Origin of the sequence: Sorangium sp. So ce1335 (assembly GCF_051521615.1) — a bacterium.
Classification (GTDB): Bacteria; Myxococcota_A; Polyangia; order Polyangiales; family Polyangiaceae; genus Sorangium.
In genome coordinates, this window is record NZ_CP150363.1 from 5,864,012 (window position 1) to 5,880,036 (window position 16,025).

The 16,025-nt window shown below is 70.6% G+C and carries 9 protein-coding genes; 3 read left to right on the forward strand and 6 right to left on the reverse strand.

Annotation, left to right across the window (positions count from 1 at the left end; genetic code table 11):
* Positions 1–91: 91 nt before the first annotated feature.
* Entirely contained in the window at positions 92–3,766 is a 3,675-nt protein-coding gene (locus WMF24_RS21675; RefSeq protein WP_437738332.1) for a hydantoinase B/oxoprolinase family protein, read from the forward strand.
* Here the strand turns inward: WMF24_RS21675 and WMF24_RS21680 are convergent, their stop codons facing one another.
* From WMF24_RS21680 to WMF24_RS21690, 3 genes are read right to left on the reverse strand one after another with little or no spacing between them, the layout of a single operon-like run.
* Complete coding sequence (locus tag WMF24_RS21680; protein ID WP_437738333.1) at positions 3,767–4,993, reverse strand: cytochrome P450; 1,227 nt, start codon at positions 4,991–4,993, stop codon at positions 3,767–3,769.
* 57 nt (positions 4,994–5,050) lie between these two features.
* On the reverse strand, positions 5,051–5,245 hold the full coding sequence (locus tag WMF24_RS21685; RefSeq protein WP_437738334.1) for a ferredoxin: 195 nt from the start codon (positions 5,243–5,245) through the stop codon (positions 5,051–5,053).
* Positions 5,246–5,267: 22 nt separating this feature from the next.
* Positions 5,268–5,858, reverse strand: coding sequence for a TetR/AcrR family transcriptional regulator (locus WMF24_RS21690; RefSeq protein WP_437738335.1), 591 nt, complete (start codon positions 5,856–5,858; stop codon positions 5,268–5,270).
* Positions 5,859–6,236: 378 nt separating this feature from the next.
* On the opposite strand from WMF24_RS21690, the gene WMF24_RS21695 reads away from it, so the two are divergent.
* Positions 6,237–8,972 (forward strand): bifunctional acetate--CoA ligase family protein/GNAT family N-acetyltransferase, encoded by a 2,736-nt coding sequence (locus tag WMF24_RS21695; protein ID WP_437738336.1) that lies wholly within the window; start codon positions 6,237–6,239, stop codon positions 8,970–8,972.
* Between the two features lie 23 nt (positions 8,973–8,995).
* On the opposite strand, the gene WMF24_RS21700 is transcribed toward WMF24_RS21695, so the two are convergent.
* Entirely contained in the window at positions 8,996–10,447 is a 1,452-nt protein-coding gene (locus WMF24_RS21700) for a hypothetical protein (RefSeq protein ID WP_437738337.1), read from the reverse strand.
* Between the two features lie 649 nt (positions 10,448–11,096).
* Between WMF24_RS21700 and WMF24_RS21705 the strand changes: the two genes are divergently transcribed.
* On the forward strand, positions 11,097–12,893 hold the full coding sequence (locus WMF24_RS21705; protein ID WP_437738338.1) for a cellulose binding domain-containing protein: 1,797 nt from the start codon (positions 11,097–11,099) through the stop codon (positions 12,891–12,893).
* Between the two features lie 60 nt (positions 12,894–12,953).
* Here the strand turns inward: WMF24_RS21705 and WMF24_RS21710 are convergent, their stop codons facing one another.
* Positions 12,954–14,732, reverse strand: coding sequence for a CotH kinase family protein (locus WMF24_RS21710; RefSeq protein WP_437738339.1), 1,779 nt, complete (start codon positions 14,730–14,732; stop codon positions 12,954–12,956).
* A gap of 320 nt (positions 14,733–15,052) precedes the next feature.
* Complete coding sequence (locus WMF24_RS21715) at positions 15,053–15,940, reverse strand: Kazal-type serine protease inhibitor family protein (protein WP_437738340.1); 888 nt, start codon at positions 15,938–15,940, stop codon at positions 15,053–15,055.
* Positions 15,941–16,025: the final 85 nt, after the last annotated feature.

The following is a 16,025-nucleotide window of genomic DNA, read 5'->3' on the forward strand; positions in this document are numbered from 1 at the left end:
TCTCGGCTTGTTTCGGCCCCCTCCCGGCGCTCTGGCCCGCGCGGCCGCCGGCCCTCCCACGCCGCCGCCTCGCTGGTAAGGAGCAGACCCCATGACCTCGACCTCACGCGCGTGGCAGTTCTGGATCGACCGCGGCGGCACGTTCACGGACGTCGTGGCCAGGCGGCCGGACGGCTCGCTCACCACCGCCAAGCTGCTGTCGGAGAACCCCGAGCAGTACGCGGACGCGGCCGTCGAGGGCATCCGGCGCCTGCTCGGCCTCTCGCCCGGCGAGGTCATCTCCCCCGCCCAGGTCGAGTGCGTGAAGATGGGCACCACGGTGGCCACCAACGCGCTGCTCGAGCGCAAGGGCGACCGCACGGTGCTCGTCATCACGCGCGGCTTCCGCGACGCGCTGCGCATCGGCTACCAGAACCGCCCGCGCCTGTTCGACCGGCACATCGTGCTGCACGACCTGCTCTACGAGCGCGTGATCGAGGCCCGCGAGCGCGTCGGCGCGCGCGGCGAGGTGGTCGAGCCGCTGGACGGCGCGGCGCTGCGCCGCGCGCTCGAGGAGGCGTTCGCGGACGGCATCCGCGCGTGCGCCGTCGCGCTCCTGCACGGCTACCGCTTCACCGCGCACGAGCGGGAGGCCGCCGCCATCGCGCGCGCGGTCGGCTTCACCCAGGTCTCCGCCTCGCACGAGGTCAGCCCGCTGATGAAGCTCGTCTCGCGCGGCGACACGACCGTCGTCGACGCGTACCTCTCGCCGATCCTGCGCCGCTACGTCGAGCAGGTGGCGCGCCAGATGCCCGGCGTGCCGCTCTACTTCATGCAGTCGAGCGGCGGCCTCACGCGGGCCGACAGGTTCCAGGGCAAGGACGCGATCCTGAGCGGTCCGGCCGGCGGCATCATCGGCATGGTGCGCACGGCGCTCGCGGGCGGGTTCGAGAAGGTGATCGGCTTCGACATGGGCGGCACCTCGACCGACGTGTCGCACCACGCGGGCGAGCTCGAGCGTGCCTTCGAGACCCAGGTCGCCGGCGTGCGCATGCGCGCGCCCATGATGAGCATCCACACCGTGGCCGCGGGCGGCGGCTCGCTCCTCGCCTTCGACGGCGCGCGGCTGCGCGTGGGGCCGGAGTCGGCCGGCGCGAACCCCGGGCCGGCGTGCTACCGCCGCGGCGGGCGGCTGGCGATCACCGACGCGAACGTGATGCTCGGCAAGATCCAGCCGGAGTTCTTCCCGCGCGTGTTCGGCCCCGGCGCGGACGAGCCGCTCGACCGCGAGGTCGTCGCGGAGCGCTTCCAGGCGATGGCCGACGACGTGCGGCGCGAGACGGGGCGCCCCATCACGCCGGAGGAGCTCGCCGAGGGCTTCCTGAAGATCGCGGTCGCCAGCATGGCGAACGCGGTGAAGAAGATCTCGGTCGCGCGCGGCTACGACGTCACGCAGTACACGCTGCAGTGCTTCGGCGGCGCCGGCGGCCAGCACGCCTGCGCGGTGGCCGACGCGCTCGGCATGCGCCGCGTCCTCGTTCACCCGCTCGCCGGCGTCCTGTCCGCCTACGGCATGGGCCTGTCGGACCAGAACGCCATGCGCGAGGCCGCCGTGGAGCGGCGCCTCGACGAGGCGGGCCTCGCCGCCGCGGGCGAGGCGCTCGCGCGGATCGGCGCCGAGGCGGAGGCAGAGCTCGTTGGGCAAGGCTTCGCGCCCGAGCGGGTGCGGACGGTCCTGCGCGCGCACGTGCGCTACGACGGCACGGACACCGCCCTCGTCGTGCCGTACGGCGGCGCGGAGGCGATCCGCGCCGCGTTCGAGGCGGCCTACCGCAAGCGGTTCGCGTTCCTCATGCCCTACAAGGCGCTGATCCTGGAGAGCGTCTCCGTCGAGGCGATCGGCCCGGGCGAGGCCGCCGAGGAGCGGCCGGCGGAGGCGCGCCCGCACCGCCCCGGGGCGGACGCGCGGGTGCGGATGTTCTGCGAGGGCGCCTACCGCGACGCGGCGCTGTACCGGCGCGAGCGCCTCGAGCGCGGCGCGGTGATCGACGGGCCGGCGATCGTGGCCGAGGCCAACGCGACGACGGTCGTCGAGCCGGGCTGGCAGGCCGAGCTCACCGCGCTGGGCCACCTCGTGCTCACCCGGGTGGCGCCGCGGCCCGAGCGCCGCGCGGTGGGCACCGAGGTCGACCCGGTGATGCTGGAGGTGTTCAACAACCTGTTCATGAACATCGCCGAGCAGATGGGCCTGCGCCTGCAGAACACGGCGCACTCGGTGAACATCAAGGAGCGGCTCGACTTCTCGTGCGCCCTGTTCGACGCCGAGGGCAACCTCATCGCGAACGCGCCGCACATGCCCGTGCACCTCGGCTCGATGGGCGAGTCGATAAGGACCGTGATCGCGCGCAACCCGGGGATGAAGCCGGGCGACGTCTACGTGCTCAACGACCCGTACCACGGCGGCACGCACCTGCCCGACGTGACGGTCGTCACGCCGGTGTGGGACGAGGCCGAGGGCCGCGTGCTGTTCCACGTGGCCTCGCGCGGCCACCACGCGGACATCGGCGGCATCACGCCGGGCTCGATGCCGCCGTTCTCGCGGACCATCGAGGAGGAGGGCGTCCTGCTCGACAACGTGAAGCTCGTCGAGGGCGGGCGGCTCCGCGAGGCGGAGATCCTCGCGCTGCTCGGCGGCGGGGCGTACCCGGCGCGCAATCCTCAGCAGAACCTGGCCGACCTGCGCGCGCAGATCGCGGCGAACGAGAAGGGCGCGGAGGAGCTTCGCGCCATGGTGGCCCAGTTCGGGCTCCCCACGGTAGAGGCCTACATGAAGCACGTGCAGGACAACGCCGAGGAGAGCGTGCGCCTCGCCATCGCGCGGCTCGACCCGTCGCTCGTGCAGGGCGGCCGGTTCACGGTGCCGCTCGACAACGGCTCGACGATCGAGGTCGCCGTCCGGATCGACCGCGAGGCGCGCTCGGCGGTCGTGGACTTCACGGGCACGTCCGCGCAGATGGACAACAACTTCAACGCGCCGCGCGCGGTGACGATGGCCGCGGTGCTCTACGTGTTCCGCACGCTCGTCGACGACGACATCCCGCTCAACGCGGGGTGCCTGAAGCCGATCGAGGTCATCGTGCCCGAGGGATCGATGCTCAACCCGCGCCCGCCGGCCGCCGTGGTGGCGGGCAACGTGGAGGTGTCCACCTGCGTGACCAACGCGCTGTACGGGGCGCTCGGCGTGCTGGCGAGCAGCCAGCCGACGATGAACAACTTCACGTTCGGCGACGAAAGGCTCCAGTACTACGAGACGATCTCGGGCGGGTCGGGCGGAGGCATCGAGATCGGCGCCGGCGGCGTGCGCGGCTTCGCGGGCACGAGCGTCGTGCAGACGCACATGACGAACTCGCGCCTGACCGACCCGGAGGTGCTGGAGCACCGCTTCCCCGTCCGGCTGGAGCGCTACGAGATCCGCGAGGGCTCGGGCGGCGCCGGGCGCTTCCCGGGCGGCGACGGCGGCACGCGCGCCGTGCGCTTCCTCGAGCCGATGACGGCGTCGATCCTGTCGAACGGCCGCTCGACGGCCGCGTTCGGCCTGGCCGGCGGGGGCGCCGGGGCGCCGGGGCGCAACCTGGTGGTGCGCGCGGATGGATCGATCGAGGTGCTGCCGCACATCGGATCGGTCGAGATGGGCAGAGACGACGTGTTCGTGATCGAGACGCCCGGGGGCGGCGGATATGGATCGCCCGTCGGCGAGCGAGGGGGCGCGGGGGCGCCAGGGCCGTGATCAGGCGCCGAGGCGCACCTTGAACGAATCCATCTTGCGGATCGCCGGGTGCGGCCCGAACGTCGGCGGCGACTCGATCTTCATGCCGGGAAACCTGCGGAAGAGCGAGCTCACGGCGATCTGCCCCTCCAGGCGCGCCAGGTTCGCGCCGATGCAATAGTGAGCGCCGCCGCCGAACGCGACGCTCCCTGTCGTGTCGCGCCGCGGATCGAACCGGTCCGCGTCCGGATAGGCGGACGCGTCGCGCAGCGCCGCCGCGAAGAAGAGGATGACCATCTCCCCCTTCTTGACGCGCGCGCCGCCGATCTCGACGTCCTCGGTCGCGTAGCGAAAGGTGCCGAGCTTGCCGAAGTTGTCGAAGCGGAGCACCTCGTCGACGACCCCCTTCATGAGCTCGGGATCGCGCTGGGCCTCGGCGAGCACCTCGGGGCGCTTCAGCAGGTTCAGCACCATGAACGCGATGAGGTGCACCGTCGTCTCGGAGCCCCCCACGAGCAGCGCCGAGACGAGCGACACGAGCTCTCCCTTGCTCAGGCGGTCGCCCTGCTCCTCGGCCTGGATGAGGGCCGTCAGCATGTCGCCCTCGATCGGGTGCTTGCGCCGCTCCTCGATCACCTCGCCGACCATCGCCGTCCCCTCGCGGATGCCGGCGACCATGCGCTCGAGCTCCGCGGGCGACAGGAGCATCATGAAGAGCTGCTTCACCGCGGAATCCGCGAAGCGGTGGAACGCCGCGTCGTGCTCCTTCGGGATGTGCAGCATCTCGCTGATCACGCGGACCGGGATGTGCTCGGAGAAGTCGTGGACAACGTCGATGACGCCCTTGCCCGCGATCGCGTCGAGCCGCTCGTCGACGGCCGCCTGGATGCGCGGGCGAAGGCGCTCGACGGCGCGCGGCGTGAGCGACGGGCTCACGAGCTTGCGCACCCGGGCGTGATCCCTGTCCGGCAGCGAGAAGAGGCTGTATCGGTTCATCTCCTCGATCTCGGGGATGCTCCCCACGCCGAACGCCGCCGCGTGCGCCCACGCCGCGCGATCGGCCGTGAACCGGCTGTCGCGCAGGATGGCCTGGATCTCGTTCTGTCGGCTGACGATCCACCCGTTGCCCTCGGGCCAGTAACGGACGGGCGCCTCGCGCAGCTTTGCATAGACGGGGTACGGATCCTCCGTGTACCCGGGCGCGAACGGATTGAACTCGACCGTGGGACGTGAAATCTCCTGCATCATGAGAGCACCTCTCCTTGCCTTCGGTCCTGCGTTGGGTCGACCCTTCTCCTCCGCGCTTCAGCGCTCGACGAGCGACAGCGCGCCGCGCGGGCAGTCGCGCACCGCCCTCTCCACCTTGTCGCGGAGCTCGGACGGCACCTCCGTGACGAGCAGGTGCAGGCGGTCGTCGTCGTCCAGGCGAAACGCCTCGGGCGCCGCGCGCACGCAGACGCCGTTGGCCTCACAGCGCTCTTCATCCACCACGATCTTCATGCGTCCCTCCCTTGCTCTCTGCTCATGATCTGAAAATCCGGAGCACCACGTCGAGCGGCGGCAACGGGGCGTCCGGCTCGACAAGACGGTTGATGGCGAGCCCCTGGACGATGGCGACGAGGGCGCGCGTCAGCTCCTCGGGAGGGCCCTCTGCGACCTCGCCCGCGCGCTGTCCCTCGCGGATCATCGCCTCGACGTCGCCGAGGACCCGCTGGCGGAAGCGCCTCAGCACGTCGCGAAGGACGGGCGACGCGCCCTCGGCGTGCACATGCACCGTCATCAGGAGGTGCTCCGGCTCGTCGCGCAGGCCGGCGATCATCTGTCCGCACAGATAAACGAGCCGTTCCCAGGGCGTCCCCGGCCGCGCCTGCGTCAGCGCGACGAGCACCGCCCAGCCCTCCTCCGAGGCCTCGATGGTGGCAGCGAACAGCGACTCTTTCTCGGGATAATAGTGGTAGACGAGCCCGTGGCTGATCCCGGCCTGCGCGGCGATGTCAGCGATCTTCGCCGCCGCGAACCCCTTGCGACCGAAGACGACGCGCGCCGCGCGGAGCAGCGCGCGGCGCCGCCCGTCCTTGATCTGCTCGAACTGCTCGGCGCTGCGAGGACACATGAACGCTCCCCCACGCGTTGATTGACTTGTCTATCAACCGAAGGGTGGGCCGTCAAGCGACCCGCCCGACCCGCCCGACCCGCCGACCGGCGCGCGGCGGCGTCGAGCGCTCACGGGCGAGCGTTGACGAGCGCTGGGACGAGCGCTGGCGAGCCCATGGATCCTTCATGGCCGAGCCCGCCAGCCAAGCCGTCCGCCGTCCCCAGGCACGAACCCTGCATGACCTGCACGGAAGGTCACGAGGCGTGATGGGAGATGATACGTGTGGGCGCTCCCACGCAGATTTCCCATGCATCCGCCCGGCGGCGTGATGAGGGCCATTGCGGTCTCCGGACGACGGCCCCAGAAGCTCCCGCCGAACAACCTCGAAGGAGCCTTATGGTTGACTCGCTGCCCACGACGGACCGCGCCCACGACGTGCTTCGTCAGGAGTTTCAGAGCCTCGACCCGATCTTCAAGCCCCGCAACGTGGCCGTGATCGGCGCGACGGAGAACACAGGCGCCGTCGGCCGCACGCTCCTCTGGAACCTGATCAGCAATCCGTTCGGCGGGACGGTGTTCCCGGTCAACCCGAAGCGGTCCAGCGTGCTCGGCATCAAGGCGTACCCGAACATCGCGGCCGTGCCAGCGAAGGTGGACCTCGCGGTGATCGTCACGCCCGCGGCGACCGTGCCGGGGCTCCTCGGCGAGTGCGTGGACGCCGGGGTGCGCGGCGCGATCATCATCTCGGCCGGCTTCAAGGAGATGGGCCCTCCGGGCGTCCAGCTCGAACAGCAGATCATGGCTCGCGCCCGCGGGAAGATGCGCATCATCGGGCCCAACTGCCTTGGTGTCATGAACCCGATCGGCGGGCTCAACGCCACGTTCGCGAAGGGGCAGGCGCGGCCGGGCAACGTGGCGTTCATCAGCCAGTCCGGCGCGCTCTGCACGGCGGTCCTCGACTGGAGCTTGCAGGAGCAGGTCGGCTTCAGCGCCTTCGTCAGCGTCGGCTCCATGCTCGACGTCGGCTGGGGCGATCTCATCGACTATCTCGGCAACGACCCGAAGACGAGCAGCATCCTCATCTACATGGAGACGATCGGCGACGCGCGTTCGTTCCTCTCGGCCGCGCGCGAGGTGGCGTTGAACAAGCCGATCATCGTGATCAAGCCCGGCCGCAGCGAGGCGGCGGCGAAGGCGGCGGCGTCGCACACGGGCTCGCTGACCGGCTCGGACGAGGTGCTCGAGGCGGCGTTCCGGCGCGTCGGCGTGCTGCGCGTGAACGACATCGCGGACCTGTTCTCGATGGCCGAGACGCTGGCCAAGCAGCCTCGGCCGCGCGGCAACCGGCTGTGCATCGTCACGAACGCCGGCGGCCCGGGCGTGCTGGCCACGGACTCGCTCGTCGCCCACGGCGGCGAGCTGGCGCCGATCTCGCCGGAGATCATGAGCGAGCTGAACGGCTTCCTCCCCGCCGCCTGGAGCCGCAACAACCCGGTGGACGTGCTCGGCGACGCGGGCGCCGACCGCTATGCGAAGGCGCTGGAGATCTGCGCGAAGGACCCGCACAACGACGGCGTGCTCGTCATCCTGACGCCGCAGGACATGACCGAGTCCACCCAGACCGCCGAGGCGCTGCGCAAGCACGCGCACGTCGACGGCAAGCCCGTCCTGGCGAGCTGGATGGGCGGCGTGGAGGTGGAGGCCGGCGAGTCGATCCTGAACCGCGCCGGGGTGCCGACGTTCGAGTACCCCGACATCGCCGCGCGCGCGTTCTGCTCGATGTACCGTTATTCGTACAACCTGCGGGCGCTGTACGAGACGCCGAGCCTCGACGAGCGGGCGCGGAACGTCGATCGCGACGGGGCGCGCGCGCTGATCGAGGGCGTCCGCGCGTCCGGCCGGACGCTCATGGATGAGTTCGAGTCGAAGCAGCTCATGGCGGCGTACGGCATCCCGACGGTGCGGACGGCCGTCGCCCGGAGCGTGGACGAGGCCTGTGCCCTGGCCAGGGAGATGGGGTATCCGGCCGTCCTCAAGCTGTACAGCGCGACGATCACGCACAAGACGGACGTGGGCGGCGTGAAGCTCGATCTCGCCGACGACGCCGCCGTCCGCCGCGCGTTCGCCGAGATCCAGGAGAGCGTCGCCCAGAAGGCCGGCGCCGAGCACTTCCAGGGCGTGACGGTCCAGCCCATGATCGCGCTGAAGGACGCTTACGAGATCATCCTCGGCAGCTCGATCGATCCGCAGTTCGGCCCGGTGCTCCTGTTCGGGGCCGGCGGGCAGCTCGTGGAGGTCTTCAAGGACCGCGCGCTCGGCCTGCCGCCGCTCAACGCCACGCTGGCGCGGCGCATGATGGAGCAGACGAAGATCTACACGGCCCTCAAGGGCGTGCGCGGCCGCGCGCCGGTCGACCTGGAGGGGCTCGGGCACCTGCTCGTGCGGTTCTCGCAGATGGTGATCGAGCAGCGATGGATCCGCGAGATCGACATCAACCCGCTGGCCGTGAGCGCCGATCGCATGATCGCCCTCGACGCGCGCGTCGTGCTGCACCCGCCGGAGACACCGGAGTCGGCGCTCCCCAGGTCGGCGATCCGCGAGTATCCAACGCAGTACGTGACGGAGCTGACGAGCCGGGACGGGCAGGCGTTCACGATCCGGCCGATCCGCCCCGAGGACGAGCCGCTGATGGTCAAGTTTCACCAGAAGCTCTCCGAGCGGACCGTGCGGCTGCGGTATTTCTATCCGATGCAGCTCGACCTGCGCACGGCGCACGAGCGGCTGACGCGCGTCTGCTTCGCGGACTACGACCGCGAGATGGCGCTCGTCGTCGAGAAGCCGCCGGCGGACGGCGCCGAGCGCGAGATCATCGGCGTGGGCCGGTTGAGCAAGCTGCCGGGCACGAACGACTCGGAGTTCGCGCTCCTGATCAGCGACGAGCACCAGCGCAAGGGGCTCGGGGCCCGGCTGCTCGGCATGCTCGTGCAGATCGCGCGCGACGAGAGGCTCTCGCGCATCGGCGCCGACATCATGGCCGAGAACGTGGAGATGCAGCGCGTGGCCCAGAAGCTCGGATTCCGGCTGACCCGCGATCTGGAGGAGTCGACCGTCAGGGCCGATCTCACGCTGTAGTCGCTCCGCTCCCGGGGCGCGCGCTACCAGAGCTTCAGCGTCAAGGCCGCGGTCAGAAGCGGCAGCGGGGCGAGCACCGCGACGGCGAAGGTGATCACGTCGAGCCGCGCGATCCGCTCGCGCCCCCGCTCCAGGTGCTCGTCCTGCTCGCCGGCGAGGATCTCGCCTCCGAGCGAGGCGGCATCCCGGTAAGCGCCTGCGGACGCGGTGCCCGGATCGAGGACCAGGACAGGTCCGGAGGGCAGCCCGCGGTCGCCGGCGCGCACGGGAGGCGAGCCGTCCGCGAAGGTGAGCCAGCCGCTCTCCTCGAGGACCGCGGGTTTCGCCTTCTCGATGCGGACGAGCGCGCGGAGGACACGGTCGCGGTGGACAAGGAGCGCCGCGGTGAGGAGCGCCCCGCAGGCGGCGAACGCGATCCAGCGCCGCGGCGCGGAGATCGCCTCTGCGACGGAGCGCATGTCCATGCCTCTCGTGTGGAACCACGGCGCCTGGAGGACGGCCACGCCCGGCTCGCGGTCGCTCGGGGTGTGGAAGATCTCTCCATCGAGCACGATCACCTCGTGGCGCTCGCTGTCGGGCGAGAGGCGCACCGCGGTGTGGTTGACGAGAGACGCGCCGCGGACGACGATGGATGCGCCGGGCTCGACCCACATGCGATCTTCCAGCTCCCCCGAGGAACGATCCTCGTAGATAAAGTGATAGCTCTCAGTAAGCCATTTCACATACTGGGCATCAAAGGGTCTCCCGGGAGGCTTTACCTCGAGAAAGCACCTCAGGACGACGCTGGGACATAGCCGGCGGATGCCTACCTCGCCAAGCTTCATGTCGTGGATGCGCGTCACCATTCGATTTCCGGACGGGTCCCTCGGGTCCATCGGGCCCTCCTCGATCATCGAGGGCTCCCCCGTGACAGGCGGGATGACGCCGAGGCTCGGGAGCGAGACGATGTAACGGTCCGGGGCGGGCATGCGCACCGCGCGGGCGACGGATACGGCGACGAGGAGGGTGGTCAGCGCGAGGAGGATGCCGCTCAGCATCGGGAGGACGCGCGGCCAGGCGCGGGCCACGGGCCTCACCAGGCCGGCGAACACCAGCGCGCCGAGCGGACCGGCGATGCCGCTCAGGATCACGGCCCCGAAGAACACCAGGAAGAGCCACTCACCCCTCGGTGGAGCCCCGAAATCGTCGACGAAGGAGAGCCCGATGACCGACCGGGTCCCCGCGACGACGAGGTACGCGAGCGCGAGGACGCCCAGCGGGACCGCGGCGCGCAGCGCCCGGCTGCCGGTCGCGGCGGCGACGCAGAGGAGAGCGAGGACCAGGCCGGCGTCCAGCGCGAGCGGCGGGACGTCGACGTCCCGGCCCGAGAGCAGCGCGGCCACGGCGCAGAGGCCGCCCAGCGCGCCCACGAACGCGGCGGGAACCCTCGATAACGGCGAGGGCGAAGGAGGGTGACCATCGGGCGGCGCCAGCATGAACGCTCCTCGGATGTCGCCGACGCGCGCCCCCGGTAGGCTCGGCTGCGCCGAGTGGCGCGCTGCGCGCCGCGTGCCGGGAGAAACGGCGACTCGGTCCTGATATCGGACGGTCCCATGAGTGGCCGCGCACCGTCAAGACCAGCGCAGCATCATGGCGGGCTGGGGCTCCGCTCCGCCGGAGCAAAGGGCGGGCTGAACCGTGAGATTTTCCCGGTGCGCAGCGGGTGGATTGCACATCGCAGCTCCAGTTGCGCCGCTTCGATCGGGCGATGATCACCTCCCAGGAGAACGCCGAGAGCCACGCATCACGATCGCAGTCGCCCCTCCGCGCTCGACGCGCCGACAATCGTTGTTCGCGGTTCGCGGATCGAGCTGGATGGGGATGCCAGAGCGGCATGCACAGGATGGATGTGGTCCATGCTGCCTACGCATTGGAACAGGAGCTCTCCGCGACCTACATCGCGCAGCATCCCGCTCTGCTGCGCGCGAGCGCAGCGCAACATGGCGCGATCCGGAGATGACGAACATGGCTTGGTCCCGCGTCCTCGATCAGAGTTCCACCCAGAGCTCCACCCGTGAAGCCGCCCGCCGGCGGATTCCTGCTCTCCCCCACGAGACTGCCAGCTGGCGAATTCTTGCTCATTCAATGCTGCCCGCCAGGGCCCCCCGCGCCCTGCTCTGCGCCGGCGCCCTCGGCGCGCTGCTCGGCGGCTGCGTCGGCGAGCCCGCGCCCCTGGAATCGCCGGGCTCCGCCGACGTCCTGTCGGCCGAGCAGGCCCTCGTCGCCGGCGATCTCGCCGGCCAGGAGCACGCGTGGGAGACGATCCCGAGCGTCGTGCGCAGCGACGGCTCCGAGGAGTTCGTGCTGGAGGTCGATCCCGTGGACGACGTCGTGAGCGTCGAGCTCACCGGGCTCCCGATCTATCTCCAGGGCCCCGGCGACTTGACCCTTCGCGACGACGGCCTGGGCGCCGACCGCGTCGCCGGAGACGGCATCTTCTCGGTCGGGCCGTTCCGGTTCGACCCCGCCCCGCCGATCTCGATCCCCGCGCATTACGAGTCGAACCCGGACAGCCCATCTGGCCTGTATGCCCTGGAGATCGGCGAGCTCGTGATGTCGAAGGCGACCGGCGAGCGCGTGGACTTCATCGTCCACCCGCAGATCGGGGCGCTCCACCCGAGCGTCCCCGTCGCCTCGCGGCGGGACCTGAGCCCGAGATACCGCGCGGCGTCGCACCTCATCGAGGTGCGCGACGCGCGCTCCGACAGCCAGCGGCTGCTCCGCGGCGCGGGGGGCGACGTCGCCGCCCTGCTCCGCGACATGTACGAGGTGGTCCCGGACGTCTTCGACTTCGCCGTGCTCTCGTCCACGGCGCACATCGAGCGGCCGGGCAATTCGAGCAACTTCGTCACAGGCGTCCACTCCGCCGTCAAGATCGATTATACGGGCATCGGGCGCGATCCGGTCGACTACTCCGAATCGTATTACAGCCGCCGCCTCATGGCCGTCACCGCGCTCGACAACCTGCGCCGCGGGTGGATCAGCAACAACTTCGTGCACGAGCTCCTCCACCAGTGGAGCGCCTTTCTCCCGTTCGATCTCGGCATGACCGACGGCTTCCATTACCTGCCGACGACGAGCGCGGCGAGCCTGCTCGGCGGGATGACGTGGGTCGACGACGGGACGGGCACGTTCACCCTCGACTGCAACAGCAACGGTCGGGGCGGGGCGAGCACCGCCTCGCCGCTCGACCTGTACATGATGGGGCTCATCCCGGCGAGCATGGTCCCGCCGCTCCGCCGGCACGGCGGCGGCCTCTTCGATTACTGCGATCTCGAGATCCCCTCGATCGAGGCCACCGTCACGATCGAGCAGATCCAGGCGAGGCTCGGCGTGCGGACCCCGGGCCCGGAGGCGGCCCAACGCGACTTCCACATCGCGTTCATCCTGGAAGCGCACGGCCGCGATCTCACCGACAGCGAGCTCACCTTCTTCAACACGCTGGCGGAGTTCGCCACCCGGCCCGTCCCAGCAGGGCAGCCGGCGCCGAGGCTCGAGAGCAACTGGGCGCCGATCACGCGCTACTTCGGCAACGGCACGACCTGGCGCACCGACATCCCCGACGTCCCGGCCAACCCCGGTGCCGTCACGGCGAACATCACGGTGAACTCGAGCTGGGATACCGGCTATTGCGCCGACGTCGCCGTCACGAACGGCCGCAGGTTCGACATCGGCGCCTGGGAGGTGGTCATCGATCTACGGCAATCGTCGGTCATCTCGAGCTGGTCCGCCGACGTCGACGTCGTCGGCAGCGAGATGACCGCGGCGAGCCTGCCCCACAACGGCCAGCTCGACCCCGGCGCGTCGACCTCGTTCGGGTTCTGCGCCAACAAAACGGGGGCGGCGTGGCAACCCCAGGTCGTCAGCGCCGCCCATCGGTAACACGCGGCGCACGCGGCGCACGCGGCCCGATCGCCGCCGCGCCGCGCGCCCCCGCCCGCGTCACTGGCCGAGGTACGCGGCCACGTCCGCCGGACGCCCCTTCGCGTGAGCGATGAGCGCCTCGAGCCCCTTCGTGAAGTCCTCGGGCGACGCGAGGTGCGTGTACCCCTCCTTCTCGCCCTCCGGCCCGACGACGTACGGCGCGATCAGGTCGTGCGCCGCCTTGAACCACGCCTCGGCGGCGGCCGGCTCGTACTCCTGCTCGATGGCCTGCTTCACGTAGCCTCGGTACTTCTCGAGGTACACCGGATCATCCAGCAGGTAGCGGATGAGCGGCCAGTGCTCGTTCACATCCTCCATCGAGAGGGGCAGCGCCGGCATCGGGGTCGCTCCGGCCGCGTCGCCATCGATGAACGCGAACGTGTGGTCCCACGGGATCCACGTGAATTGCCCGTTCTTGTTCGGGTCCGAGTACATGTAGTAGTTGTGCGGCAGGCGGCCGTACACGTCCCAGTCCTCGATCACCGCGTTCAGCGCCAGCCAGTGGAGGAAGCCGTCGACGTCGAGCCGCGCCTCGAGCCCCGCGCGCCAGGCGGCGGCGTCGGTCCTGTCGGCGTGCAGCGCGTCGAACAGCGCGCGCGCGTCCGAGTAGTCGGCCTCTTCCTCGTGGTTCTCCTTGACGAGGGACTCGGGGTCCCAGGTCTCCCACCGCGCGCCGGTGCCGTCAGGCTTGTAGAGATTGCCCTTGTGGCCGCCGAAATGCTTGTCGAGGAACGACTCGTCCGACGGGACCTCGATCCCGGTGTACAGCCCGAAATAGATCGGCCCCTGCCCGTGATCGATGAAGACCCGGTAGAACGCGGTCGCGGGCGCCGGGATCCCCGCCTTGGCGAAGATGTCGGTGCCGAGCTTCTCGCGCAGGAGCGACGGATCCAGGTAGCTGCTCGTGAACGCCACCCCCTCGAAGCCATAGAAGCGCTGGTTCTTGATCTCGGGGTAGTCGTCCTCGAACTTGTCGAAATTGAGTCGCAGCGGCAATTTCCAGACACCCGTCATCCAGGGCGTGAGCAGGCTGACGTTGCCCCGGAAGCGGAGACCGACGTGCTGCCACTGCCGGTCCTCGGTCTTGACGTCGCACTCGACGTACATCGGCGAGCGCGGGAAATGGTCGACGCTGCTGATGAGCCCGATATCGCCGCCAGGCCCGCCCCCTCCGGCAGGCATGCACGCCAGGCCCGCCTCCTGCTCGGTGCACGTCCCCTCGGTCGCGGTCCCGAAGATGTCGATCGTGCAGGGGTCGGACGCCGCGAGCCCGCTGCAGGCGTCGATCCAGTCCTGCGGCGGCTCGAAATCGCCGGGATCCGGCGGCTTCGGCTGGCAGGTGAGGCCGCCGGGGAGCTCGGAGCACGTCCCCTCGGCGGGGGACCCGAAGAGATCGATCGTGCAGTCGTCGCCGACGACGAGCCCGTTGCAGGCCTCGACCCACTCCGGCGGCGGCTCGAATCCGCCGGGCCCCGTCTGCGCGCCGAACTCGCCGATCATCGACGTCATGTCGTCGAGCATCTGCTGCCACCGCTCGGGCGCGATGGTGATGTCGATGCGGGGTACCCGGTCTTGCGGGAACGCGGCGGCGTAATCGGGCGGGTCCGCGGGCTGGCCGCCCCCGCCCGTGCCGCCCCCGCCTGTGCCGCCCGGGCCCGTCGTGCCGGCGCCTGTGCCGTCGCTCGCGCCGGCGCCCGACCCGGAAGGCGAGCTGGGCGTGGATTCACCGCAGCCCACGAGGGGCACGGCAGCCAACGCCGCGAACGGCAGCAGATAATGCAGGATTCTTGCGCTCATCGATCGCTCCTAAGCTCGGCAGTCCGGGGCGATCTTATGACGATTGCGCTACGATCGTGTCACAAAATGCGCACACGGGCGGCGGTTTCGCGCCGTGCGAGGCGCGGTCGGCCCCTCGATCCCGCGGACCTGCGAACTGGGGATCAAGGGGCCGAAGCGCTGGCGGAGCGGCACAGCGGAGATCCGTGACTGCCACCGTTTCAGTTTTGCATGTCGATTGGAACGCTCGCGGCGCCGCCGGCGCGGCGGGCGGCCCGCAGACGCTCGCTCACTGGCGCGCGTCGCAGGCGCCGCTCACTGGCGCGCGTCGCAGGCGCCGCTCACTGGCGCGCGTCGCAGGCGCCGCGCGAGGCCACCGACACGCCCGCTGCGTTGGCGGAGCAGGCGTTGCTGTACGTCCTCCCGTCACAGCCGCAGACCGGGTCGTACACTTGGAGGCAGGCCTCGGGGGTGGGCTCGCAGGTGCCCATCTGGTCGCCCGCGCCGCACTGCGCTTCCGTGCTGAAGTCGCAGAAGAACCCGCGCTCGCACGCGAGGCCGGCGATCCCGCCGCACGCCTGCTCCCGGACATCCCCGCACTCGCCGGACGACGCCACCGACACGCCCGCCGCGTTCGCGTAGCAGGCGTTGCCGTACGTGTTGCCGTCGCAGCCGCAGACCGGATCGTACACGTCCAGGCAGGCCTCCGGGGTGCGCTCGCAGGTGCCCATCTGATCGGCCGCGCCGCACTGCGCCTCAGGGCCGTAGTCGCAGAAGAACCCGCGCTCGCACGCGAGGCCGGCGATCCCGCCACACGCCTGCTCCGGGGGAGCCCCGCACTCGCCGAGCGACGCCACCGACACGCCCGCCGCGTTCGCGGCGCACTCGTTGCCGTACGTCTTGCCGTCGCAGCCGCAGACCGGTCTGTACTCCTTCGTGCACATCTTCGGGATGGGCGTACAGATGCCCGTCTGATCGGCCGCGCCGCACATGGCATCGAGCTCGTAATCACAGAAATATCCGGGCTTGCAGCTCAGGCCGGCGAAGCCGCCGCAGATGGCCGCCGGCAGCCTGATGTCTCCCCTCGCCTCCTGCGCCTCGGACGCGACCGGCTCGGCGGCGTCGTCGGCCGCCTCCACCTGACAGCCCGCGGCGAACGGGGTCATCGAGAGCGCGAGCCAGAGGACGGAGGCAATACGATGGTTCATGATGCGATTCTGAAGGTTCATGATGTCTCTCCAAGGGGGCCTCGCCGCTCCGGGCGAGGCGGTGGCAATGCGCGAGCACCTTCCTCCGTGGCGGCGATCGACGCGG